Source organism: Thauera carbonicopians, assembly GCF_025699485.1.
Lineage (GTDB): Bacteria > Pseudomonadota > Gammaproteobacteria > Burkholderiales > Rhodocyclaceae > Thauera.
In genome coordinates, this window is sequence record NZ_JANUXN010000019.1 from 1 (window position 1) to 23981 (window position 23981).

25 protein-coding genes and 2 pseudogenes are annotated in these 23981 nt (G+C 66.7%); 19 read left to right on the forward strand and 8 right to left on the reverse strand.

The features are described 5' to 3' along the window. Positions 1 to 79 precede the first annotated feature (79 nt). Complete coding sequence (locus NX068_RS17780; RefSeq protein ID WP_263462602.1) at positions 80 to 661, forward strand: Uma2 family endonuclease; 582 nt, start codon at positions 80 to 82, stop codon at positions 659 to 661. On the opposite strand, the gene NX068_RS17785 is transcribed toward NX068_RS17780, so the two are convergent. From NX068_RS17785 to NX068_RS17795, 3 genes are all read right to left on the reverse strand, one after another. After that, a complete protein-coding gene (locus NX068_RS17785) occupies positions 662 to 1243 on the reverse strand; it encodes a YggT family protein (RefSeq protein ID WP_263462603.1) in 582 nt (193 codons plus the stop codon). Between the two features lie 6 nt (positions 1244 to 1249). Next, a complete protein-coding gene (gene proC, locus NX068_RS17790; RefSeq protein ID WP_263462604.1) occupies positions 1250 to 2074 on the reverse strand; it encodes a pyrroline-5-carboxylate reductase in 825 nt (274 codons plus the stop codon). A 67-nt stretch (positions 2075 to 2141) separates the two neighbouring features. Further along, on the reverse strand, positions 2142 to 2867 hold the full coding sequence (locus NX068_RS17795) for a YggS family pyridoxal phosphate-dependent enzyme (RefSeq protein WP_263462605.1): 726 nt from the start codon (positions 2865 to 2867) through the stop codon (positions 2142 to 2144). Positions 2868 to 2958: 91 nt separating this feature from the next. Between NX068_RS17795 and NX068_RS17800 the strand changes: the two genes are divergently transcribed. After that, positions 2959 to 4002, forward strand: coding sequence for a type IV pilus twitching motility protein PilT (locus NX068_RS17800; protein ID WP_263462606.1), 1044 nt, complete (start codon positions 2959 to 2961; stop codon positions 4000 to 4002). A gap of 69 nt (positions 4003 to 4071) precedes the next feature. Then, the gene (locus NX068_RS17805) at positions 4072 to 5205 is read left to right on the forward strand and encodes a PilT/PilU family type 4a pilus ATPase (RefSeq protein WP_263462607.1); all 1134 of its coding nucleotides are present in this window, start codon (positions 4072 to 4074) and stop codon (positions 5203 to 5205) included. Between the two features lie 3 nt (positions 5206 to 5208). Here the strand turns inward: NX068_RS17805 and NX068_RS17810 are convergent, their stop codons facing one another. Next, complete coding sequence (locus NX068_RS17810; protein WP_263462608.1) at positions 5209 to 6378, reverse strand: THUMP domain-containing class I SAM-dependent RNA methyltransferase; 1170 nt, start codon at positions 6376 to 6378, stop codon at positions 5209 to 5211. Between the two features lie 220 nt (positions 6379 to 6598). Between NX068_RS17810 and NX068_RS17815 the strand changes: the two genes are divergently transcribed. The 5 genes and pseudogenes from NX068_RS17815 to NX068_RS17835 all read left to right on the forward strand — a co-directional run. Beyond that, positions 6599 to 8254: a FecR domain-containing protein gene (locus NX068_RS17815; RefSeq protein ID WP_263462609.1), complete on the forward strand. Its 1656-nt coding sequence runs from the start codon at positions 6599 to 6601 to the stop codon at positions 8252 to 8254. Positions 8255 to 8404: 150 nt separating this feature from the next. Next, positions 8405 to 11284, forward strand: coding sequence for an EAL domain-containing protein (locus NX068_RS17820; protein WP_263462610.1), 2880 nt, complete (start codon positions 8405 to 8407; stop codon positions 11282 to 11284). An 86-nt stretch (positions 11285 to 11370) separates the two neighbouring features. Next, entirely contained in the window at positions 11371 to 12030 is a 660-nt protein-coding gene (mobA, locus tag NX068_RS17825) for a molybdenum cofactor guanylyltransferase MobA (RefSeq protein WP_263462611.1), read from the forward strand. After that, positions 12027 to 13367: a glutathione-disulfide reductase gene (gene gorA, locus NX068_RS17830; RefSeq protein ID WP_263462612.1), complete on the forward strand. Its 1341-nt coding sequence runs from the start codon at positions 12027 to 12029 to the stop codon at positions 13365 to 13367. Before mobA ends, gorA begins: the two co-directional genes overlap by 4 nt. A 13-nt stretch (positions 13368 to 13380) precedes the next feature. Continuing rightward, positions 13381 to 13584 (forward strand): annotated as a pseudogene (locus NX068_RS17835) (hypothetical protein); the annotation flags it as partial. A 216-nt stretch (positions 13585 to 13800) separates the two neighbouring features. Here NX068_RS17835 and NX068_RS17840 read toward each other — a convergent pair. After that, positions 13801 to 14034, reverse strand: coding sequence for a thioredoxin family protein (locus NX068_RS17840; RefSeq protein WP_263462614.1), 234 nt, complete (start codon positions 14032 to 14034; stop codon positions 13801 to 13803). Positions 14035 to 14145: 111 nt separating this feature from the next. On the opposite strand from NX068_RS17840, the gene NX068_RS17845 reads away from it, so the two are divergent. The 9 genes and pseudogenes from NX068_RS17845 to NX068_RS17885 all read left to right on the forward strand — a co-directional run bounded on the left by NX068_RS17845 (position 14146) and on the right by NX068_RS17885 (position 19676). After that, positions 14146 to 14694 carry a MarR family winged helix-turn-helix transcriptional regulator gene (locus NX068_RS17845; RefSeq protein WP_263462615.1) on the forward strand — a complete coding sequence of 183 codons (549 nt, stop codon included), beginning with the start codon at positions 14146 to 14148 and terminating at the stop codon, positions 14692 to 14694. A 31-nt stretch (positions 14695 to 14725) separates the two neighbouring features. Then, positions 14726 to 15061 (forward strand): type II toxin-antitoxin system VapC family toxin, encoded by a 336-nt coding sequence (locus NX068_RS17850; RefSeq protein WP_263462668.1) that lies wholly within the window; start codon positions 14726 to 14728, stop codon positions 15059 to 15061. Positions 15062 to 15415: 354 nt separating this feature from the next. Continuing rightward, positions 15416 to 15518: pseudogene (locus NX068_RS17855) on the forward strand (pilin); the annotation flags it as partial. Positions 15519 to 15625: 107 nt separating this feature from the next. Further along, the gene (locus NX068_RS17860) at positions 15626 to 16096 is read left to right on the forward strand and encodes a hypothetical protein (protein WP_263462616.1); all 471 of its coding nucleotides are present in this window, start codon (positions 15626 to 15628) and stop codon (positions 16094 to 16096) included. A gap of 255 nt (positions 16097 to 16351) precedes the next feature. After that, the gene (locus NX068_RS17865; protein WP_263462617.1) at positions 16352 to 17080 is read left to right on the forward strand and encodes a hypothetical protein; all 729 of its coding nucleotides are present in this window, start codon (positions 16352 to 16354) and stop codon (positions 17078 to 17080) included. Continuing rightward, a complete protein-coding gene (locus NX068_RS17870) occupies positions 17077 to 17928 on the forward strand; it encodes a hypothetical protein (RefSeq protein ID WP_263462618.1) in 852 nt (283 codons plus the stop codon). Before NX068_RS17865 ends, NX068_RS17870 begins: the two co-directional genes overlap by 4 nt. 151 nt (positions 17929 to 18079) lie before the next feature. Then, positions 18080 to 18373: a type II toxin-antitoxin system Phd/YefM family antitoxin gene (locus tag NX068_RS17875; protein WP_263462619.1), complete on the forward strand. Its 294-nt coding sequence runs from the start codon at positions 18080 to 18082 to the stop codon at positions 18371 to 18373. Further along, positions 18370 to 18753 (forward strand): type II toxin-antitoxin system RelE/ParE family toxin, encoded by a 384-nt coding sequence (locus NX068_RS17880; protein ID WP_263462620.1) that lies wholly within the window; start codon positions 18370 to 18372, stop codon positions 18751 to 18753. Before NX068_RS17875 ends, NX068_RS17880 begins: the two co-directional genes overlap by 4 nt. 20 nt (positions 18754 to 18773) lie before the next feature. Further along, positions 18774 to 19676 (forward strand): ABC transporter ATP-binding protein, encoded by a 903-nt coding sequence (locus NX068_RS17885; protein ID WP_263462621.1) that lies wholly within the window; start codon positions 18774 to 18776, stop codon positions 19674 to 19676. Between the two features lie 14 nt (positions 19677 to 19690). Here NX068_RS17885 and NX068_RS17890 read toward each other — a convergent pair whose 3' ends face one another. The 3 genes from NX068_RS17890 to NX068_RS17900 form a co-directional block, all read right to left on the reverse strand. Next, positions 19691 to 20263, reverse strand: coding sequence for a Uma2 family endonuclease (locus NX068_RS17890; RefSeq protein ID WP_263462622.1), 573 nt, complete (start codon positions 20261 to 20263; stop codon positions 19691 to 19693). A 102-nt stretch (positions 20264 to 20365) separates the two neighbouring features. Next, entirely contained in the window at positions 20366 to 20776 is a 411-nt protein-coding gene (locus NX068_RS17895) for a CopD family protein (protein WP_263462623.1), read from the reverse strand. 45 nt (positions 20777 to 20821) lie between these two features. Further along, positions 20822 to 21697, reverse strand: a complete 876-nt coding sequence (locus NX068_RS17900) for an NAD-dependent epimerase/dehydratase family protein (protein WP_263462624.1) — start codon at positions 21695 to 21697, stop codon at positions 20822 to 20824. Between the two features lie 21 nt (positions 21698 to 21718). On the opposite strand from NX068_RS17900, the gene NX068_RS17905 reads away from it, so the two are divergent. Beyond that, positions 21719 to 22741: a CDP-6-deoxy-delta-3,4-glucoseen reductase gene (locus tag NX068_RS17905; protein ID WP_263462625.1), complete on the forward strand. Its 1023-nt coding sequence runs from the start codon at positions 21719 to 21721 to the stop codon at positions 22739 to 22741. 19 nt (positions 22742 to 22760) lie between these two features. After that, positions 22761 to 23897: an EAL and HDOD domain-containing protein gene (locus tag NX068_RS17910; protein WP_263462626.1), complete on the forward strand. Its 1137-nt coding sequence runs from the start codon at positions 22761 to 22763 to the stop codon at positions 23895 to 23897. Positions 23898 to 23981 lie beyond the last annotated feature (84 nt).

The following is a 23981-nucleotide window of genomic DNA, read 5'->3' on the forward strand; positions in this document are numbered from 1 at the left end:
GCCGCCGGGGTCCGCACCCCGACGGCGGGCGTTATACTTTCTGCCAGCCCCATCCGCAGCGATACATGAGGAGCACGACATGGGCCTGGCTCTGTGCGACGACCGGACTTACACCTACGCCGATTACCTGACGTGGCCGGACGACGTTCGCTACGAGTTGATCGACGGCGTTCCCCATGCGATGTCGCCGGCACCGTCACGGACGCATCAGGAAATTCTGCTGCAAATTGCAAGCCAGACGCTCAACACGCTGGACGGTAAGCCCTGCCGCCCCTTCGTCGCCCCCTTCGACGTGCGCCTGCCGCGCGGCAATGAAGCCAACGACGACATCGACACCGTGGTTCAACCCGATCTCGTCGTGGTCTGCGACCGCAGCAAACTCGACGAGCGCGGCTGCCGCGGCGCGCCGGACTGGATCGTCGAAGTGCTGTCACCCTCGACCGCCGGCCACGACCTCATCACCAAGCGCCGGCTGTACGAACGCGCCGGCGTGCGCGAATACTGGCTGGTGCATCCGGTCGACCACGTCGTCACCGTGTACCGGCTGCAGGACGGCGCCTTCGGCGCCCCCGACATTCACGAACTGAAGGAAACGCTCGCCGTCGGCGTGCTGCCCGAGATCGTCATCGACTGGGAGCGCGCGCTGCGCAACGTCGGCTGATCAGCCGCCGAACAGCAGCGGCGCGAAGTTGCCGCGCATGCCTCCGAGCAGCATCAGCACGATCTGCAGCACCAGCAGCAGGATCAGCGGCGACAGATCGACATTGGCGATCGTCGGCACGATGCGGCGGAAGGGGCGCAAAAAAGGTTCGGCCAGCGCATGCAGCAGCGGCGCCAGCGGCGCGTGCGGGCTGACCCAGGACAGCACCGCCGAACCGAGCACGACGGCGAACAGCAGATACACCATCATGCGGATCAGCTCGATCAGGCCGACGCCCCACAGGCCCACCAGCACCGAACCGACGTTGCCGCTGAACACCGCGCCGCGCAGGCTCAGCTCGATGGCGACCAGCAGCACCTGCACTACCCAGGCCGGCAGCAGGCTGGCCATGTCCAGGCCGAACAGGCCGGGCACGAAGCGGCGCAGCGGCCGCACCAGCCAGTCGGTGGTGGAGACGACGAACTGGCCGATCTGGTTGCGGAAGGAAATGCGCTGCCACTGCATGTAGAAGCGTGCCAGCAGCATCAACGTCAGGAAGCCGCCGGCGACGTCGAGGACCAGCAGCAGGATGTTGGCGAGCATCGTGGATCAGTCCTTGCCGAGTTCGGCGCCCAGTTCCTGCCCGCGTGCCCGCGCCGCGCCGACCGCCCTGACCAGCGCGCCGTGCCAGCCGGACTCGGCCAGGCTGTTCAGCGCCGCCGCGGTGGTGCCGCCCTTGGAGGTCACCTTCTCGCGCAGCACCGCGGGCGAATCCTCGGAGCCGGCCGCCAGCTTCGCCGCGCCAAGCACGGTATCGATCGCCAGCCGGCGCGCATCGGCCTCGTCGAAGCCGAGCGCACGCCCGGCATCTTCGAGCGCCTCGATGAAATGGAACACATAGGCCGGGCCGCTGCCGGAAATCGCCGTCACCGCGTCCATCTGGTCTTCGGTGTCGGCCCACACCACGCTGCCGACCGCGGCCAGGATGCGCTCGGCGGCCTCGCGGCCGTCGGCATCAACGCTCGGATCGGCATACAGCCCGGTGACGCCGGCACCGATCAGCGCCGGCGTATTGGGCATGCAGCGCACCAGCCGGGAGTAAGACTGGCCCGGCGCACCCAGCCAGCGGCCGAGGTCGTCCAGGCGCAGGCCGGCGGCGACGCTGATGACGATCTGCCTGCTCAGCTTGCCCGCGACCGGCGCCAGCGCGGCCTTCATCTGCTGCGGCTTCACTGCCAGCATCAGCACGTCGCAGTCCAGTGCCGCCGCGTCGAAGGACTCCACCGCGCGCAGGCCGAAGCGTTCGGCCAGCCGCGCACGCGTCTCGGCGCCGAGGTCGACGACCTGGATGTTCGCCGCTTCGAAACCGCGCTCGATCATGCCGCCGATCAGGGCCGCCGCCATGTTGCCACCGCCCAGGAAAGTGATCTTCATGATGTCCTTCTCTCTGTGAATGCCGGGCCAGACGCCCGGCTGTCATCCGTTGAATGTGCCTGCCGGCTCAAGACTCCACCGCCGGCCGCGTGCGCTCGCCGAAAATCGCCGTGCCCACGCGCACCATCGTCGCACCTTCGGCCACCGCCGGCTCGATGTCGTGCGACATGCCCATCGACAAGGTGTCGAGCACCAGCCCTTCGTCCGCCAGTTCCGCCTTCAGCGCGCGCAGCAGCGCGAAGCGCGAGCGCAACAGGGCTTCGTCGTCGGTCGGCTCGGGAATGCACATCAGCCCACGCAGTTGCAGGCGCGGCAGCGCGGCCACCGCTTTCGCCAGCGCCGCGGCCTCGTCCGGCGCGACGCCGCTCTTGCTGTCCTCGCCGCTGACATTGACCTGGATGCAGACATTCAGCGGCGGCAGATGCATGTCGCGCTGCGCCGACAGGCGCTCGGCGATCTTCAGCCGGTCGATGCTGTGCACCCAGTCGAAGGCATTTGCCACCGGCCTTGTCTTGTTGCTCTGCAGCGGGCCGATGAAGTGCCATTCGAGCGGCCCATCCAGCCCCTCTTTCGGCATCGACCCGCGCAGTGCCTCGACCTTGGCGACGCCTTCCTGCACGTAGTTCTCGCCGAAGGCGCGCTGGCCCGCGGCGGCGGCTTCGCGCACCGCATCGGCCGGCCAGGTCTTGCTGACGGCGAGCAGCCGGACCGAGGCCGGATCGCGCCCGGCCGCCTGAGCCGCCGCTGCAACACGGGCCTGCACGGCCCGCAGGCGCTGCTCGATTGTCGTCATGTCCGTGGTCTACTTCCTCTGGCTGAAGCGGCGAAAAGTATAACATTCCGCACCGATCGATCTTTTTGGGCGCCGCCCCCCAGGGAACACGATGGACATCACCGAACTGCTCGCCTTCGCCGTCAAGAACAAGGCTTCCGACCTGCACCTTTCGGCCGGCCTGCCGCCGATGATCCGCGTCCATGGCGACGTGCGCCGGATAAACCTGCCGCCGATGGAGCACAAGGACGTGCACGCCATGGTGTACGACATCATGAACGACGGCCAGCGCAAGCAGTTCGAGGAAACCTGGGAGTGCGACTTCTCCTTCGCCGTGCCCAACCTCGCCCGCTTCCGGGTCAACGCCTTCAACCAGAACCGCGGCGCCGGCGCGGTGTTCCGGACCATTCCGTCCAAGGTGCTGACGCTCGAAGAGCTGAACTGCCCGAAGATCTTCAAGGAGATCGCCGACACGCCGCGCGGCATCGTGCTGGTCACCGGCCCCACCGGCTCGGGCAAGTCGACCACGCTGGCGGCGATGATCGACTACATCAACGAGAACGAGTACGGCCACATCCTGACCGTCGAGGACCCGATCGAATTCGTGCATGAATCCAAGCGCTGCCTGATCAACCAGCGCGAGGTGCACCGCGACACGATGTCCTTCAACAACGCCCTGCGCGCCTCGCTGCGCGAGGACCCGGACGTGATCCTGGTCGGCGAAATGCGCGACCTCGAAACCATCCGCCTGGCGCTGACCGCGGCCGAGACCGGCCACCTGGTGTTCGGCACCCTGCACACCTCGTCGGCGGCCAAGACCATCGACCGTATCGTCGACGTCTTCCCCGCCGCCGAGAAGGACATGGTGCGCTCGATGCTGTCCGAATCGCTGCGCGCGGTGATCTCGCAGACCCTGCTCAAGACCAAGGACGGCCAGGGCCGCGTCGCTGCGCACGAGATCATGATCGGCACCCCGGCGATCCGTAACCTGATCCGCGAGAACAAGATCGCGCAGATGTACTCGTCGATCCAGACCGGCCAGAACGTCGGCATGCAGACCCTGGACCAGTGCCTGGCCGACCTGGTGCGGCGCAATGTGGTGTCGCCGGTCGAGGCGCGCCTGCGCGCCCAGAACAAGGACAGCATCGCCGGCTGAACGCCGGCTGTCATCCTTCCTTAACGCCTCCCGACCCCGCACCCCCACTCCGCAGGAGAGCACGCCCCGATGGAACGCGACCAGGCACTCAAGTTCATGCACGATCTGCTGCGGCTGATGCTGCAGAAGAACGGTTCCGACCTGTTTCTCACCGTCGGCTTTCCGCCGGCGATCAAGATCGACGGCCGCATCACGCCGCAATCCAACCAGGCGATGCAGCCCCAGCACACTGCCGAACTCGCGCGCGCGATCATGAACGACCGCCAGGCGGCCGAATTCGAGGCCACCAAGGAATGCAACTTCGGCATCTCGCCGGCAGGCATCGGCCGCTTCCGCGCCAACGCCTTCGTCCAGCAGGGCAAGGTCGGACTGGTGCTGCGCACCATCCCGCAGCGCATTCCCGGCCTGGAAGAGCTGGGCATGCCTGCGGTGCTGAACGACGTGGCGATGAGCAAGCGCGGCCTGGTGGTGTTCGTCGGCGGCACCGGCACCGGCAAGACGACTTCGCTCGCCGCCATGGTCGATCATCGCAACGAGAACAGCTACGGCCACATCATCACGGTCGAGGACCCGATCGAGTTCGTGCACCCGCACAAGAACTGCATCGTCACCCAGCGCGAGATCGGCATCGACTCCGACTCGTGGGAAACGGCGCTCAAGAACACCCTGCGCCAGGCGCCGGACGTCATCCTGATGGGCGAGATCCGCGACCGCGAGACCATGGACTACGCCATCGCCTTCGCCGAGACCGGCCACCTGTGCCTGGCCACGCTGCACGCCAACAGTGCCAACCAGGCGATCGACCGCATCATCAACTTCTTCCCCGAGGAGCGCCGCCAGCAGTTGCTGATGGACCTGTCGCTGAACCTGCGCGCGATGATCTCGCAGCGGCTGCTGCCGCTGAAGGAGCGCAAGGGCCGCGTGCCGGCGGTGGAAGTGATGCTGAACTCGCCGCTGATCGCCGACCTGATCTTCAAGGGCAGCATCCCCGAGATCAAGGAAGTCATGAAGCGCTCGCGCGAAAGCGGCATGCAGACTTTCGACCAGGCCTTGTTCGAGCTCTACGAGGCCGGCAAGATCACTTACGAAGACGCGCTGCGCAACGCCGATTCCATCAACGACCTGCGCCTGCAGATCAAGCTCCACAGCAAGCTCGGCGAACAGCCGAGCAGCGGCGGGCTGCAGGACCTCGGCCTGGTCTGAGGCTCAGCCTGCCGGGTCCGGCGCCCGGTCCTTGCGGCGATTGCTGCCGCTGACCATGCGGTACTCGAGCAGCCGGCATTCCAGTGCGCCGTTGAACAGCGGCGTGCGCTTGCTGGCCTTCAGGCCGATCAGCTTCGGCAGCGCCGGATCGGCGCTGAAGAAATAACAGCGCCAGCCACCCCAGCGCTGCTTCAGCGCATCGCCCAGGCGCGGATAGAAGGCGGCCAGTTCCTCGGCCTCGCCGATGCGCACGCCGTAGGGCGGATTCGCCACCATCACGCCTTCGGCCGCGGGCGGCGTCCGCTCCAGCACGTCGGCGCGGTCCAGCGTCACGCACTTCGCCAGCCCGCCCGCATCCAGATTCACCCGCGTGCGCCGCACCCATTCGCCGACGATGTCCGAGCCGAAGATCGGCAGGACACGCGGCGCCTGGCGCCGAGATTCCGCGGCGCGGCGCACCGCCGCCCAGCCGCTGCGGTCGTGGTGGCGGAACTTCTCGAAGCCGAAGCCGCGCCCCAGCCCCGGCGCGATGTCGAGCGCCATCATCGCCGCCTCGATCAGGAAAGTGCCGCTGCCGCACATCGGATCGAGCAGCACTTCGCCCGGCGTCCAGCCGGACAGGCGCAGGATGCCGGCGGCAAGGTTCTCCTTCAGCGGCGCCTCGACCGCAGCGGGCTTGAAGCCGCGCTTGTACAGCGGCTCGCCCGATGTGTCGACGTACAGCGTCGCCGTGTCCTCGGTCAGGAAGAGATGGATGCGTACCACCGGATTGACCGTATCGACGCTCGGCCGCCGGCCGCTGACGGTGCGGAAGTGGTCGCACACCGCGTCCTTGACCCGCAGCGTGATGAACTCCAGGCTCTTCAACGGCGACTTGCGCGCGGTGACGTAGATGCGGATCGTGTCGTCGGCGGTGAACCACTTCGCCCAGGTCACGCTGTAGGCGAGCTTGTAGATGTCGATCTCGGCCCGGTAGCGGCCCTGCGCCACCCGCCACAGCACGCGCGTGGCGAGCCGGCTTTCCAGGTTGGCGCGGTGGCAGGCCGCCCAGTCGCCCTGCCAGGCCACCCCGCCATGCACCGCCTGCACGCCCTTGGCGCCGAACGACCGCAGTTCGTCGGCGAGCAGGGCTTCGAGGCCTCGCGGACAGGGTGAAAAGAAGGCTTCGGCCATTGCGGGCTCCGGACAGAAAGAGGAGCGCATTGTACCGCCGGCCGCGGGCCTGCCGGGCGGAACGCCGCGTATCCGGCGCCGCCGACGCGATATGAGCAGGAAATATGCATTTTGGCGTTTTCCATGTATTTCTGCCCCCGCCTGGGGCTATCATTCAAAATGTAAGAAAAAACGTCGGGCGACGGCGGCCAGCGCATCGTCCACTGCCGCGAGGACCATCATGGACATCAGACCCCAGCAGCGACCGCCTGCCTCGCGCGCAGCCGGGATGTCGCCCTTCCTGCTCGGCCTCGCCCTGCTCGGCCACTGCGCCGCCGCCCAGGCGCAGCAGGATTTCGACTACATCGTCCAGCCCGGCGACAACCCGTGGAACATCACCACGCGTTATCTCAAGCACATCAACTACTGGCCGCGGATCCAGGACTACAACCAGATCCTCCAGCCGACCCGGATTCCGCCCGGCACCCGGCTGCGCATGCCGTTCGCGTGGATGCGGGTCGAAGCCGTGTCGGCACGCGTGCTCGATGTGCTCGGCACCGTCGAGCACGACAGCGGTGGCCGGACGGGCAGCCTTTCGCCCGGCATGACGCTTTCCGCCGGCACCCTGATCCGCACCGGCCATGACGGCAGCGTGACGCTGCAGCTTCCGGACGGCAGCCGCAGCCTGATCGAGGCCAACTCCGAACTGCAGATACACACGCTGCATCGCCTGCAGGCCTCGGACGGGCAACTGGTCGGCTTCGAACTGAAGCACGGCCGCATCGACAACAGCGTACAGTCCGTCCGGCACAACGGCGGCCGCTACACCATCGAGACGCCCGCTGCGGTGGCCGCCGTCCGCGGCACCGAATTCCGTGTCGCGGCGCTGGCCGGCGGCATGCTGGCGGAAACGGTGAGCGGCGAAGTCTCCCTGCGCAACCAGCGCGGCGAAACCCGCCTCGGCTCCGCCACAGGCGCGTATGCAGCCGCGGGCAAGGCGCCCGGGCAGGCCGTCCGCCTGCTGCCTGCACCGAGCGTGAAAGCCGTGCCCGACGTCATCGACCGCCTGCCTTTCCGCCTGCCGATCGAAGCCGTCGCCGGGGCGGTGCAATACCGTACCCAGATTTCTGCGCAGCAGAACTTCACCGCGCTCGCTTCGGACCTCGTCGCCGACGAAGCCGCGGTGCTCGGCAGCGCCGCGCTGGCCGACGGCCGCTACCGCATGCGCGTACGCGCGATTGACAGCCGCGGCCTGGAGGGCTTGAGCACCGAGCGCGAGATCGTCGTCGATGCGCGGCCGGAGCCGCCCTTCCCCAGCCAGCCGCCGGCAGGCGGCTTCGCCGTGGAAGACAAGGTCGCCTTCCGCTGGGCACGCGTCCCCGACGCCCGGGCCTACCATTTCCAGCTCGCCACCGACAGCAGCTTCGCCGCGCCGGTCGTCGCCCATGAAGCACTCGACGGCACCGAGTTCGTTGTCGACGACGGCCTGCCCGCCGGCGATTATTTCTGGCGCATCGCCGTCAGCACGGCGGCCGAAGGTCGCGGACCGTGGTCCGATCCCCAACCCTTCCGGCGCCCGCCGGCCGGCCCTTCCGCCGCACAGGCCGAAGTGGACGACGACACCCTCCGGCTGCACTGGCGCGCCGGCGGCGAGGGCGATCGCTACCAGATCCAGCTCAGCCGTGACGCCGGCTTCGAGTCACCCGAGCACGAGTTCGACACCGCCACCCCCGAGATCGCCCTCCACCAGCCCGAAGCGGGGACCTGGCACGTGCGCATCCGCATCCAGGAACCCGGCAGCCCGCCCGGCCCCTGGGGCCAGCCGCAGCAGATCGACGTACCGCACAACCGCTGGCAGGCGCTCTTCCTGCTGCTGCCGGTCATCCTCGCCCTATGAACTCCATCGCCCCCCCATCCACGAGAAACGCTTCCCCGCCCCCGGGGATGGCGAAGGGAGGCCGTTGCGGCGCATGTCGCCAGTTCGATGGATGGCATCACGCACGCATGATCCTGAACTTCCTGGCCGGGGTGAAAGGAGGCTAGCCCAGTGAGCCGCAGTCGCCTGGCCGAGGCCTCCGGACGCCACCTGCCATGGGCAGCGGCAGCCGCTCTCGCCTGCGCGCTGTCACTGCTGTCATGGCTGCCGGTGCAGCGCTTCGACCTGCTCGCCTACGACACGCTCGAACCGCTGTTCCACGGCAAGACCCGCACGCAGGATTCGGTCGTGATCGCGATCGACGACGACGCGCTCGACGCGCTCGGACGCTGGCCCTGGAGCCGTGCCGTGCATGCCCGGCTGATCGACCGGCTCAGCGCCGCCGGGGTATCCGCCATCGGCATGTCGATCCTGTTTGCCGAACCCTCCGCCGACGACCAGCGGCTGGCAGCGGCGATTGCCGCCTCCGGCCGCGTGGTCCTGCCGGTCGCGCCACGCGAAGCCGGCGACGCCGGCGGCGGGGTGACCGACCTGCTGCCCACGCCCGAACTCGGCGCCGCTGCGGCCGCGCTCGGCCACGTCGACGTCGAGCTCGACGCCGACGCCCTGGTGCGCCGCACCTACAGCCGCGCCGGCAGCGGCACGCCGCGCTGGGAAGCGCTTGCGCTGGCAACGCTGCGCCTGTCCAGCCCGGCCGGCCACGCGGCCGCCCTCGAGCAGCAGGCACAGGGCAGCGCATGGATTCGCCGCATCGCTTCCAGCCCGCTGTGGGTGCGCGAAGGCGAGCTGCTGCTGCCCTATCCCGTCGGCGAAACCAAACCGGCTCGCGTTTCGTATCACAGCCTGCTCGAGCACCCCGAACTGGCCGAGCAACTGCGCGGCAGAACCGTGTTCGTCGGCCCCACGGCCAAGGGCCTCGACGCCAGCCTGCCCACGCCCGACTCTCGCCACAGCCAGCCGATGGCGGCGGTCGAATTCCATGCCCGTGCTTACGACGCCCTGCGCAGCGGCCTGGTCTATCGCGGCGCCGGCAGCAGCGCCGCCCTGGGCCTCGGCCTGGCCTTGCTGGCGCTTGCCGCCGTCGTCCACGCCCGTATCCAGTCACCTTCCATCGCCGCTGCCGCAGTAGCCGGCCTTGCGCTTCTTCCGCTCGCCGCCAGCGGCATGGCACTCAATGCCTGGCAGTTGTGGATCCCGCCGACCCCTGCGCTGAGCAGCCTGCTGTTCGGCAGCCTGCTGTGGTTCGGGCTGTACCTGCAGCGCACCCGCGGCAGGCTGCGCCACGCCCAGCAGGACGCCGACGCCACGCTGCGCTCGATCGCCGACGCGGTATTCACCATCGACGAAAGCACCCGCGTCACGCTGACCAATCCGGTCGCGGAACGCCTGACCGGACTGAGCCGCGACGAAGCCCAGGGCAGCCTGATCGGCAACCTGGTTCGGGAACACACGGAGCAGACCTCGCAGATCGTCGGAACCGTGCTCGCCTGTCTGAAGAACCGGCACACGATACGCCTGCCGGAGCCGATCGAATGGCTGGGTCCCGACGGCAACAGCTACGCCCTCAAGCTCACCGCGACGCCGGTCGGCGGTGCCGGCGGCGGCGCGGTGCTGGCGTTCAACGACGTCACCGACGCCATCGCCGCCACCATCCGGCTGCGGCACGAAGCCACCCATGATCTGTTGACCGGACTGCCCAACCGCGCCCTGCTGCTCGACCGCCTGCGCCTGGCGCTTGCCAACGCGCGGCGCCACAACAGCATGCTGGCGCTGCTGTTCGTCGACCTCGACCGCTTCAAGCGCATCAACGACAGCCTGGGACACGACGCCGGAGACACGGTGCTGCGGGACGTGGCCGCGCGCCTGCAGGCGTCGGTGCGGGCCGGCGACACCATCGCACGCTGGGGCGGCGACGAATTCATCATCCTGCTGGACAAGCTGGAGGACCGCAACGCGGTGATCGCGGTGGCGCTCAAGGTGCTCGAAATCCTCGATCGCGAATTCGAGGCCGACGGCAACACCGGCCTGCTGCTGTCATGCAGCATCGGCATCAGCGTCGGGCCCGACGACAGTCCGAATGCCGAAACCCTGCTGTCGATGGCCGACAAGGCCATGTACCGGGGCAAGATCGAAGGCGGCAGCCGCTACACCTTCTATTCGCCGGAGATGAACACCTGGTCGCGCGACCGCCTGGACATGGAAACCGCGCTGCGCCACGGCCTGGCCAACCAGGAGTTCGAGCTGTTCTATCAACCGCAGATCGAGATCGCCAGCGGCCGCCTGGCCGGCCTCGAATCGCTGATCCGCTGGCAACGCCAGGGCAAGGGCCGGGTGATGCCGGACGAGTTCATCCCCGCAGCGGAGGAATCGGGCATCATCCGCGGCATCGGCGAATGGGCGATCCATGCCGCGATGAGGCAGACCGCCCACTGGAACCGCGAAGGGCTGCTCACGGTGCCGCTCGCGGTCAACGTATCGGCGCGCCAGTTCTCCGACATGACCATCGTCGACACCATCCGCGAAGGCCTCGCCGACAGCGGGCTCGCGCCATCGATGCTGAAAGTGGAGCTGACCGAATCGACCGCGATGCGCAATCCCGGCTACGCTGCCGAGCTGCTGCACAGCATCCACAACCTGGGCGTCAGCATTGCGGTGGACGATTTCGGCACCGGTTACTCCTCGCTGTCGCTGCTCAAGCGCTTTCCGGTTTCGGAACTGAAGATCGACAGGAGCTTCGTCGGCGACGTCAACGACCACGACGCCGCCGCCATCGTGCGCGGCACCATCGCGCTGGCCCACGGCCTCGGCATGACCGTAGTGGCCGAAGGTGTCGAGACCCAGGCGCAACTGCGCTTTCTCGCCGACCACGGCTGCGACGTCGCCCAGGGCTACCTGTTCGCCCAGCCCCTGCCGCCGGACGAGATCCGCAACTGGCTCAGCGGCCCGCCGCCGCACGTGCTGCACGCCATCGGCCTGCTTTCCAGCAAGTGAGCACCCGCGGCCCGGGTCCGCCTCGCCCTGCTTGCCGGCGAGCCGCTACAATCGACAGACTATCCCGAGACCTCATCGCCCGCACGATGTCCACACCCGCTCCACGTCCAGCCGACCGCCGCGTCACCGGGGTACTGCTCGCCGGCGGCCAGGGCAGCCGCATGGGCGGCGTCGACAAGGGTCTCACGGAGCTGGCCGGCAGGCCGATGGCGGCGCACGCGCTCGAGCGCCTCGCGCCGCAGGTGGATGAGCTCGTCATCAATGCCAACCGCAACCTCGATGCCTGGCGCAGCTTCGGCCACCCGGTGTTCGGCGACGACATCGGCGGCTTCGCCGGCCCGCTCGCCGGCCTGCATGCCGCGCTGCTGCACGCCCGCCACCCGCTGGTGGCCACCGTGCCCTGCGACTCGCCCTTCCTGCCGGGCGATCTCGTCGACCGTCTCGCCGGCGCGCTGCACACGGCCGGCGCCCAGCTCGCCGTCGCGCGCACCTTCGACCGGCTGCAGCCGGTGTTCTGCCTGTGCCGCCGCGAACTCGCCGGCCCGCTCGCCGAATACCTTCGCGGCGGCGGGCGCGGCGTCGCCCGCTGGCACGACACGCTGGACGTGGTAGAAGTGTCCTTCGACAACGAGGCCGCCGCCTTCCGCAACATCAACACCCCCGCGGAACTCGCGGAGGCCGGCCGCAGCATGAGCCTCGACGGCGCCCCGGCCGTCACCGACATCCAGCAAAGGAACCCGACATGAAGCAATACGACTACATCGCAATCGGCGGCGGCAGCGGCGGCGTCGCCACCGCACGGCGCGCGGCGGAATACGGCGCCAGCGTGCTGCTGGTCGAAGCCGCCCGCCTCGGCGGCACCTGCGTGAACGTCGGCTGCGTGCCGAAGAAGGTGATGTGGTACGCCTCCAACATCGCCCAGACCATGCGCGATGCACCCGGCTACGGCTTCGACGCGCCGGCAAGCCGCTTCGACTGGAACACGCTCAAGACCCGCCGCGACGCCTACATCGCCCGCCTCAACGGCATCTACGCCAACATGCTGGACAAGGCCGGCGTCGACGTCGTCGAAGGCTGCGCCCGCTTCGTCGATGCCCGCAGCATCGAAGTCGAGGGCCAGCGCTACAGCGCGCCGCACATCGTCATCGCCACCGGCGGCCGCCCGGCGCTGCCGGACATCGAAGGCGCCGAACTCGGCATCGACTCGGACGGCTTCTTCGCCCTCGACCGGCAGCCGCGCCGCGTCGCCGTCGTCGGCGCCGGCTACATCGCAGTGGAACTGGCCGGCGTGTTCAACGGCCTCGGCAGTCAAGTCGACATGCTGGTGCGCGGCCCCCACCTGCTGCGCCCCTTCGACACCATGCTGCGTGACGAACTCGGCGAACAGATGCAGGCCAGCGGCGTGCGCCTGAACTTCGGTACCCAGCCCAAGGCCGTCAGCCGCCAGTCCGACGGCAGCCTGCGCATAGCCTGCGGCGACGGCAAGGTCTTCGAAGCCGACGCGCTGGTGTGGGCCACCGGCCGCCGCGCCAACACCGACCGCCTGAATCTCGAAGCCGCCGGCATCGCCGCCGACGACAAGGGCGTCATCCACACCGACGCCTTCCAGAACACCGCCGTGCCCGGCGTCTACGCCATCGGCGACATCACCGGCCGCGCCGAACTCACCCCGGTCGCCATCGCCGCCGGCCGCAGGCTGGCCGCCCGCCTGTTCCTGGACCAGGCCGACAGCCGGCTCGACTACGACGACATCCCCACCGTCATCTTCAGCCACCCGCCGATCGGTACCGTCGGCCTCACCGAAGAAGAAGCCCGCAAGCGCTTCGCCAAGGTCAAGGTCTACACCACCCGCTTCACCGCGATGTACCACGCGCTGACCGAACACCGTCCGCGGACGGCGATGAAGCTGGTCTGCGAAGGTGCCGACGAACGCATCGTCGGCCTGCACGTCATCGGCGACGGCGCCGACGAGATGCTGCAGGGCTTCGCCGTCGCCGTCCGCATGGGCGCGCGCAAGGCCGACTTCGACCGCACCGTCGCCATCCACCCCACCAGTGCCGAAGAACTCGTCACGCTGCGCTGAGGGACCGGACACCATGCCGATGAACTACGAACAGCATCTGGACGAAGTCGCCACCCTGCTCTACGAACGCTACGAGCAGAGCGAAGAAACCGCGATCAAGCTGGTCATGACCGCGCAGGAGGACGACTTCTTCAGCGGCCACGACGACGATCCGTCCATCTGTACGCAGGAACGCGCGGAGGCCGACGCCCGCGCGGTTTACCGGAAGTACGGCCAGCCGCGCCCGGCGGCGGCTGCACAAAAACAGGCGGAACAACGGCCGAAGCGGAAACCCAAAAGGAAATGAGATGGCGATTCAAGGGCGAAGCGCTGGATGGCGTACGCCCTTGAACCAGCAATGATGGCCCCGGCCTGACACGATCGGCAGCACTTCACCATCGACTGCATGCGCCGGAACCTGCAGCGATCGCCGGCCCGCCGTGGCCGGGCACGCCTACTTCAGATCATCCAGCGAAGCGCCGAAGTTGATGTGGAAAGGCTGGCCGTCGATGACCAGCGCCGGCACCGACTTGACGCCAAGGCCTTCGGCTTCGGCGATGCGGGATTTCTGCTCGCCCAGATGCACGACTTCGACCGTATAGCGCGCAGGGTCGAGCGCGCTGGCGAACTGCTGCTCCGCAGATACGCAAACCGGGCAACCCGCGTGGAAGAACACAGCCTTGCTCATGATGACTCTCCTCTGTTCCATGGACATTTATGCATCGACTCGATGCATATTAAGCTTAGACCCCGCACATCATGCTAGTCAAGTCATGCATCGAGGCGATACATTATCTCCATGAGCACCGCCACCCTGTACCTCGAACGCCTGAGCGCACTGCTCCAGCAGGCCGTGCGCGAGGACGCTGCGCGCCACGGCCTGCTGCCGATCCACATCCAGGTGCTGCAATACCTCGTCCAGGCCAACCAGTACAGCGACCTGCCGATCGCCATCGCCGACTACTTCGGCATCACCCGCGGCACGGTATCGCAGACCCTGGCCGTACTCGAACGCAAGGCGCTGATCGTCAAGCAGGCCGACGCGCGCCACGGCAAGCGCATCCACCTGAAGCTGACGCCCGCCGGCATGGCGGTGCTGCAGGACAGCTGGGCCGAGCGCATGCAGCGCGCACTCGACATGCAGCCCGACGGCGCCGCGCTCGCCGGCACCCTGCGCGACATCCTCGTCGCCCTGCAACGCCTCAACGGCCAGCACGCCTTCGGCATCTGCCGGCAATGCGCCCACTTCCGCACCGACGGCGGCACCACGCACTGCGGCCTGACCGGCGAAGCGCTGGCCACCGAACAGACCGGGAAAATATGCCGAGAATGGGCAACGCCCGCCTGACGGCGAGATTCCCGTATCAGTTCTGCAGTGCCTGGCGGCCGTCAGCGCGCGAAATCACCGCGTAGTGATCTCGGAGATCACCTATGCAGAAATGCGCTATGGCCAGATCGGCAGAAAAGCCTTCCCTCGTCACAAGACGCTGGTCGACGAGTTCGTGCTTCGGCTGGATGAGATCCTGCCCTGGGACAGACACGCCGTGGACGCCGCCACGGAAGTGAAAAGAGCGCTGTCACAGGCAGGGACACCCATCGGCCCCAACGATGCAGCCATCGCAGGCCATGCCATTTCAAGCGGCCGCATACTGGTCACGAACAGCACGCGCGAATTCTGCAGGGTTCCCCGACTGATCCATGAGGATTGGGTCTGACCGGCCTGCGCCGCCTCTTCAGCGCCTTTCCTTCGGCGCAGAATCCTGCTCCGGCTTGCCCCGGACAGTCTGGCTACAGCCAAATCAGCCATCGCTGTCCGCAGCTCCCGGACATGCAGCCCGACTCTGTACGGTCATTTGCGCCGAATGACCGGCATGACTCCGAAGCGGAAAGCGGGAATGTCAACTTTTGACAATCCCGCTTTCCGCTTTGTCACATCCCGCCCCGCCCTGCTGTCAACCCGGCGGTCAAAAATCACGGAAACTTCCCCGAATTTGCGCTCCCGGACCTGGCACGGCTTTCGCTAAGTAGTTCTCAAGCGGAATGACCGCCGTACTCAAGGAGCAAGACAAATGAAAAAGATTCAGAAAGGCTTCACGCTGATCGAATTGATGATCGTCGTGGCGATCATCGGCATTCTGGCTGCGGTGGCGATCCCGCAGTTCAATGAATATCGTGCGAAGGCGAATGACTCGACAGCTCAAGCTGATGCCAAAAACGCAATTACCGTAATGACTGCGGCTCAACGCTAAGTCTGGTGACGAGAAATCGGAGATACTGAAATGAAAAAACTGCTTCTTTCCCTCGCCCTGGGGTTCGGCTTGGCCGGAAATTTGATGGCGGCTGACAACGCGGGCACAACAATTGCCGGAGCCGTTACCACTACCGATTGCAGCCTCCTGACAGAGGACGTCAGACTCAACCTTTCCTCCGCAGTGTTTGGCTCATATGCTTGCAATACCACCGACAACGTCATCGGCATTGCAACCTGCCACCCGCAAGGTCGTAAGGGCAACGTAACTGTAGCTTGCGACCCGGTTGATAACCCCGCCGCAATCCCACCATACACTGCCCCGGATGGTTGCACTGTACGAGCAGGTGGAACCGGTCCTAACGACGGTGAGATGACGGTACAGGGCGGTCTTGCATTTACTGCAAGCTCGGCCGGAGGCCGAGTTCAGGGAGAAGCCGCTCAGAACTGCACCACTGGCGGCAACACCAATGCTGAAGCTGAAAACGCGGCAGGGCTGTAAAAGCTGAAATAATCTGTATTCTGCTGGCCGAGCATTTAGGCTTTAGTCCATCGAAACCAAGCCATTGCGGTATCTACACGCAGGGCTTGGTTTTGGCTTTTTCATATCTATGTATCGATATTTTCAGAATAGTCCGGCTACTCAAAATAATCGTTTCGATAAGCCTACTTCAAAATGAAATTCCGACCGAAGGTCTATGCCGGGTTTCGCATTGCCCTCCGGGCACGCGTTGCATTTTTCGCTCTCTGGATAATCTTGATAGTTGTTGCCTGCGCAGTACTAGCAGCCCAATTCAGCGCCCGTCAACCAGTTACCACAGCACTCGATGTCGGGCTCACCACGATTCGACTGGCACTTCCGATCATAGCCATCCTCCTCCTCCAGGAACTCCTCTCCCGCGAGTTCGACCGCAAGCTCTATCTGACTTCCCTGACCTACCCGCGCCCTCGCCACCAGTTCCTGCTCGGCCGCGTCGCCGCCATCGCGCTGCTGATGCTCGGCCTGCTCGCCGTACTCGGTGTTTTGCTCGCCGGCCTGACCACCTGGATCGCCCACGGCTACGCCCAGTCCACACCCCCCGATCTCGGCCTGTCCTACCTCGTCACCCTCGCTTTCATCGCACTCGACCTGCTGGTCGTGCTCGCCATCGGCACCCTGATCGCCGTCACCACCACCACGCCCAGCTTCGTCCTGATCGGCACCCTCGGCTTCATGCTGGTGGCGCGCTCCTATTCCGCCATCGTCGCGCTGCTGACCCGCGACAGCACGCTGGTCGGCCATGCCGACAGCTACCAGTCGTCGCTGAGCCTGCTCGGCTATCTGCTGCCTGATCTGGCCGCGCTGGATGTGCGGATGATCTCGCTCTACGGCCAGTGGCAGTTCCTGCCCGAGGACTGGGCGCTGCGCGTGGTGTCGGCGCTGGCTTATGCAGCGGCGCTGCTGGGGCTGTCGGTATGGGCGCTGAACCGCAAGAAGTTCGCATGATGGATCGGAGGAACCTCGCTCCGCTGGCGGTCGCGGTGGCCGGCTTCGGCCTGTTTGCCACGATCTGGGCAACGCGCCCGCTCGTCAATGCCACACCATCGGCCGAAGTGTTCGACCGTGTGGTGCTGTCGGCGCCGGTGCAGTTGCTGCTGACCGGCGGTGACCGCTTCCTGGCGGCGAACTTCGAGTCGATCCGCGCCGTCGCCACCGCCAGTGACGCGCCCGAGGCGGCGGAAGCCAATGCGTCCTTCGCCATCCGTGCGCGGCGCGTGGTGGCGCAGTTGAATCCCTGCCACGAGGACAACTACTACCAAGGCAACGCATTGCTGACCTGGGGCGGCGCAGTGGCCGAAGGCAACGACTTGCTCAAGCGCGCGACCGATTGCCGCTTCTGGGACGAGGTCCCGCCTTTCTTCTACGGCTTCAACCAGTATTTCTTCCTGCACGACGTCGACGGTGCCCGCGCTGCACTGGAGACTGCTGCCGAGCGCGCCACCGACAACGCGGCCGGCTTTCGCAAGTTCGCCATCATGCTGGCCGCAGGCGAGTTGAAGGACGACAGCGCGGCGCTGGAATTCCTGCAGCGCGAGCGCGCCCAGACGAATGACCCCAAACTGCAGGGCATGCTCGACAAGCGCATCGCCCGGCTGCAGGGCCTGATGGCGCTGCGCGCCGCCCAGCAGCGCTACGAGGCGCGCTTCGGCCAGGCGCTGACCAACCCACAGGCACTGATCGACAGCGGCGAGCTGAACGCCTTTCCGGACGATCCGCTGCGCATCGGCTATGAGTTCGCCGAGGGGCGCTTCCGCTTGCGGGAGCTGAAGATTGCCGGGCTGGAAAGGCCGTAGGCAAGGGGTATCCAAACCGTCCTTGCCACAGAACGAGGCACCCGCCCAAGCTACCGGCATCGCCGACCTTCTCTTGGCGGCAACCTGGATTTGCTACCGAGTGCTTGCCTTCAGGCTAGAATTAAGGCGTCAACTCTGTACAGCCACCATCATGACCATCACCGCACGAGACATCGTTTCGCTGACCACCGCCCGCGCCCAGTTGTCGGAACTGGCGGATCAGGTCAAGGCAGGCGCGGAGAAGATCATCACCAAGAATGGTGAGAGCTATGTCGCACTGATCGATGCGCAACGCCTGGATCACTACCATCGGCTCGAACGCGCGCACATCCACATGCTGCTGATCGACGATGCCGCAAGCGGCTTGCGAGACGTTGCCGAGGGCCGCAGCCGGGACGCCCGCACGGCAATCGCCGATTTCAAGACACGCCGCGCCAAGGGATGAGCAGGATCGCTGCCGTCCTCGTCACCCGAAGCTTCGAGTTTCATCTCGGAGCCATCGAAGGCTTCCTGGATGAGACCGATGCGTCCGGGCATTTCGATACGCTCCTCGATACCCTGCACGACGTGGTGATTCCGAACCTCGAGCGGCACCCGGGCATGGGCCGCGATTTCCTCGCCCGCCCTGCGCAATCCGTCGAAGCGGCCTCACAGCTCGAGCGGCTCGTCTCACAACTCGAAAAGCTGGACCCCGCGGCCAGCCTGCGGGAATACGTGACGGCACAGCATCTGGTGCTGTATGCACACATCGGCGATACCGTGCATCTGCTCGCCATCCGTCACCATCGCCAGCTTTCGTTCGATTTCGAATCGCTGGACATGTAAAGTAGCCAAGGAAACCACCCATGACCTCCGCTCTCGAATTCCGCTCCGTCAGCAAGACTTTCCATTCGCGCGGCAAGACCGTGCAGGCCCTGCGCGACGTCAGCTTCGACGTCAGCGAAGGCGAGGTCTTCGGCTTCGTCGGCCCAAACGGCGCAGGCAAGTCGACCACGATCAAGGTGATGCTCGACGTCATCAACGACTACGAAGGCGAAGTGAAGTTGTACGGCGTGTCGGCGCGCGAGGCGGCTTCGCGCAAGGGCATCGCCTACGTGCCGGAATCGCCCGCGCTGTACGAGCAATTCACGCCGATGGAGATCCTGCGCATGGCGCTGGACATGTACGACATCCGCCGCGCGGATGCCGAGGCCTGGTGCATGCAGTGGCTGGAACGCTTTTCGGTGGCGCAGAACGCCCGGCGCCGCATCCGCGAGCTGTCGAAGGGCAACGTGCAGCGGGTGGCGCTGGCCCATGCGCTGGTCGTCGAACCGCGCCTGCTGGTGCTGGACGAACCGCTGTCGGGCCTGGACCCGGTGGGGCGCAAGGACGTGGTGGACATCCTCGCCGACTACAAGCGCGAAGGCGGCGCGATCTTCTTCACTTCGCACGTGCTGCACGACGTCGAGCGCATCGCCGACCGCTTCGGCTTCATCCACCAGGGCGAGTTGCTGACCACGCGCTCGCCGCGCGACCTGGTCAGCGAACGCGCCGACCGCTTCATCGTCCGCTACCAGGCCAATGCGCCGCTCGACGGCGAACACGCGGTGATCCGCGAAGGCGAGTACGAACAGGAACTGGACGAATCCGCCCTGCCCGCCTTCCTCGCTCGCCTGCAGACCGCCGGCGGCCGGCTGGTGACGGTGAAGCCGGCGGTGTCGCTGGAGACGGTGTTCTTCAAGATTCTGGAAGAGCGGCAGCCGGCCTGAAGGGCAACGCGAGCCTAAGCCCCCTCCACGCCTTCGAATACCTCGGCCACCGGGCAGCGGAAGTCGACGCTGGCCAGTTCCAACTCTTCATCCGCCGCAAACGGATAGAGCACCCAGTGCCCGGTGGCATCGCGGCGGAAAACTTCGACGCGGCGCTGCTCCGCCGAAACCAGCACGTACTCCTGCAATGAGGGCAGCGTGCGGTAAGCAGCGAACTTGTCGCCACGGTCGTAGGCTTCAGTGCTGGGCGACAGCACTTCGACGACCAGCACCGGGTGGCGCTTGACGTGGCTTGCCTCGGGCGTGCGGTCGCGCGGGTCGCAGGTGACGAGGATGTCCGGGTAGTAAAAGCTGTTTGCTGCTTCGACATGGACCTTCATGTCGGAGATGAAGGTCTTGCAGGGCTTGCCACGCAAAAGAGCATGCAAGCTGGCAAACAGGTTTCCCGCCACCGTGCCATGCGCGTCGGAAGCACCGCCCATGGCGAACACTTCGCCGTCCACGTATTCGCTGCGGAAAGGCTGTTCGCTTTCCCAGGCCAGGTAATCGTCTGGCCCGAAAGGCATCTTGGGCTGGGGCAGGCTCATGGTTTTCCTCGCCGCACATCAGGGTTTCACGCCATCAAGCATAGCCGCCCGGCACGGGTGCAGCAATCTCGCGGGCCGATGGAGATTCCGCGGCGTGCTCGCTCAGAACGGCTTGAGCACGACGAGGAAGACCACGACGAAGAGAACGAGCACCGGAATCTCGTTGAACACCCGGAACCACACGTGGCTGCGGGTGTTGCGGCCCTCGGCGAAGGCGCGCAGCAGGCGGCCACAGTAGAGGTGGTAGCCGATCAGGAAGACGACGAGCAGGGTCTTGACGTGAAGCCAGCCACCCGCGAAGCCGTAGCCGAACCACAGCCAGAAACCCAGCACCACGGCGAGGATGCCCAGCGGCGTCATGAAACGGTAGAGCTTCATTTCCATCATCGCCAGGCGCTCGCGGGTGGCGGCGTCCTCGACCATGGCGTGATTGACGAACAGGCGCGGCAGGTAGAACAGGCCGGCGAACCAGCTCACGACGAAGATGATGTGCAAGGCCTTGATGGTCAGCATGGCTACAAATCCGGATGATGGAAAAAAGAAGACGGAAGCGACGGCTCAGCGCCGGCCCGGCAGGGCGCGCAGTCCGTCCGCCACCGTCGAGTAGCGCAGCGCCGTGCGCAGTTCCCGCTTGATGCGGTGGTTGTCGAGCCGGCGCGATTCGCCCATGAAGGACAGCGTCAGCGGCGACAGCCGCTGGACGATCTGCTCGCGCGGCAGCCGCGGCGGACGCGGCAGCCCCAGCGCGTCGGCCACCGCGTCGAAATACTCGCCCATCTTCAGGCCGGAGTCGTCGCTGGCGTTATACACACGGCCGGCGCCGGCACGGAACATCGCCATGCAGGCCAGCCGGGCAAGGTCGTCGGCATGGATGTGGTTGGTGAAGACGTCGTCTGCCGCTGCGAGCACCGGGTCGCCGCGCCGCAGGCGTTCGAGCGGCAGGCGGTCTGCAGCGTAGATGCCGGGCGCCCGCAGCACGCTGACGCGCACGCCGTTGCGGCGCCCGAAGCGGCGCAGCCGGCGCTCAGCATCGACCCGCCGCAATGCCCGCGCGGTGCTGGCGCGACAGGGCCGCGTCTCGTCGACGAAGGCGCCGCCGCAGTCGCCGTAAACCCCTGTCGTACTTATGTATACGAGGCCCTGTGGTAGACTCCGGCCCGCTCCGGACGCGGCCAGGAAGCGTTTCATCCGGGTGTCGATGGCCCCCTGCGCAGGCGGCGGAGCGAAGTACAATACGACATCGGCAAGCCCGGCCAGCCGGATCAGACTCCTGCGGTCGTCGAGATCGGCCCGTACCGGCACCGCGCCCGCAATACGCAGCGCGTCGGCCGCATCGGCATGGCGTACGAGGGCGAGAACACGAAAGCGCTGCGTCAACCACGGCAAGCAGCGGGCGGCAACATCGCCACTGCCGACGATCAGGACTCTTTTCATCCCGTCATTATCACACGCACCATGAGCTACCGGATTTCCCTCCAGCCCGGCGACCATTCGTTCGACGCCGCCGACAGCCAGACCGTTCTCGAAGCCGCCCAGGACGCCGGCCTGCTGCTGCCGCACAGTTGCCGCGACGGCGCCTGTGGCGCCTGCAAGGGCAGGATCGTGCAGGGCTCGGTGGATTACGGCAAATACTCCGCCGGCGCGCTGAGCGCCGCCGACCAGGCCGAGGGCTATGCGCTGTTCTGCTGTGCAAAGCCGCTTTCCGACCTGGTGCTGGAAGCGCGCAACGTCACCCGCGCCGGCGACATCCCGGTCAGGAAGCTGCCCAGCCGGGTGCAGAAGCTACAGCGGCTGGCCGACGACGTGATGCTGCTCGACCTCAAGCTGCCGGCCAGCGAGGCCTTCCGCTTCAAGGCCGGCCAGTATATCGACATCCTGCTCACCGACGGCCAGCGCCGCAGCTTCTCGATCGCCAACGCGCCGCACGATGCCAGCCACATCGAACTGCACGTGCGCCGCATCGACGGCGGCCGCTTCACGTCCCACGTCTTCGAGGGCATGAAGGAGAAGGAAATCCTGCGCCTGGAAGGTCCGCTGGGCACGTTCTGGCTGCGCGAGGATTCGCCGCGCCCGATCGTCATGGTCGCGGGCGGCACCGGCTTCGCGCCGATCAAGAGCATCGTCGAACATGCGATCGAGACCGGCCTGCAGCGCCCGATCACGCTGTACTGGGGTTCGCGCGACCGCGCCGGCCTGTATCTGGACGAACTGGCGCGCAGCTGGGAAAGCCGCCTGCCGAACCTGCGCTACATTCCGGTGCTGTCGGACGAAAAACCCGGCGACGCCTGGGACGGCCGCCGCGGCCTGGTGCACCAGGCCGTGCTGGACGACTTCGCCGACCTGTCGGGCCACGAGGTCTACGCCTGTGGCGCACCGGCAATGATCGATGCGGCACGGGTGGGCTTCCATACGGAGCGCGGCCTGCCCGAGGACGCCTTCTTCGCCGACGCCTTTACCTTCGCCAGCCCGGCAAACTGAGCCGCCCACCGGAGCCGCAATGAGCCAGACCGTCCTGCTGACCCGCGAACCCGTGGTCAACAAGCGCCACGCCATCACCGCCAACCGCATCGTCGCCCATGGCCCCAACATCGCGGCGGTGGTCGAGGCGCTGAACGCGCAGGCGGCAGCCTGGCCGGCTCAGCACGCCGTCTTCGTCAGCCTCGGGCGCCTGGTGCCGACAGCGGAACTGATGAACTGGCAGATCCCGGACAACGCCACGATCGAGATTCCAGCCCAGACCCTGGGCCATCCGCACACGCAGGAGCTGATGGCCCAGTTGCAGGAAACCGGCCGGCCGATGAACCTGACCTGGTATACGCCCGGCACCGCCCTGCCGGCCGGCATCGACTGGCGATTCGTGCTGATGGATGCGCGCCGCGTCGCTTCCCCGGTCGGCGCGCCCGGCCTCAAGCTGGCCTGGGGCCTGGCCGACGCCGGCGCCTTCCCGCCGGCGATCGGCGCCGGCTTCGACGGCGCCTCGGGCTGGTTCTTCCTGCGCGGCAACCCGCCCACCCGGGAACTGTCGCCCAACCATGCGCAGATCGTTCGCCTGCTCAACCTGGTGCGCAACAATGGCGAAATCCGCGACATCGAAGCGGTACTGAAACAGGACGTCGCGCTGTCGTACAAGCTGCTGCGCTACATCAATTCGGCCGGTTTCGGCCTGATGTGCGAGATCCAGTCCTTCCGCCACGCGGTCAGCATCCTCGGCTATACCACGCTCAACAAATGGCTGTCGCTGCTGCTCGTCACCGCCAGCCGCGACCCGAGCGCGCCGGCGATGATGCAGACCGCGATCGCCCGCGGCCGCTTCATGGAAGAAATCGGCGCCGGCTACTTCGACGCCGCCGAGCGCGACAACCTCTTCATCACCGGCGCGTTCTCGCTGCTGCCGCTGCTGCTCGGCACTTCGATGCAATCGGTGCTCGACGAAATGAACCTGCCCGCCAGCATCACCGATGCCCTGGTGCATGGCGAGGGTGAATTCGCCCCCTTCCTGCGGCTGGCGCAACAGTGCGAGAATTTCGACGGCAGCGGCCTGGCCAAGGCGGTCGACGACCTTCACCTGCCCCGCGAGCGCGTCAACCACGCCTTGCTGACCGGCCTCGGCTTCGCCGACAGCCTGCAGGCGTGAGAAGCCTGACCCCGGCTGCAAACTCGGTCACATGCGTGACCGGCACGACCCGCTAAAATCCTCCCAAGCCACACCCACCGCGCG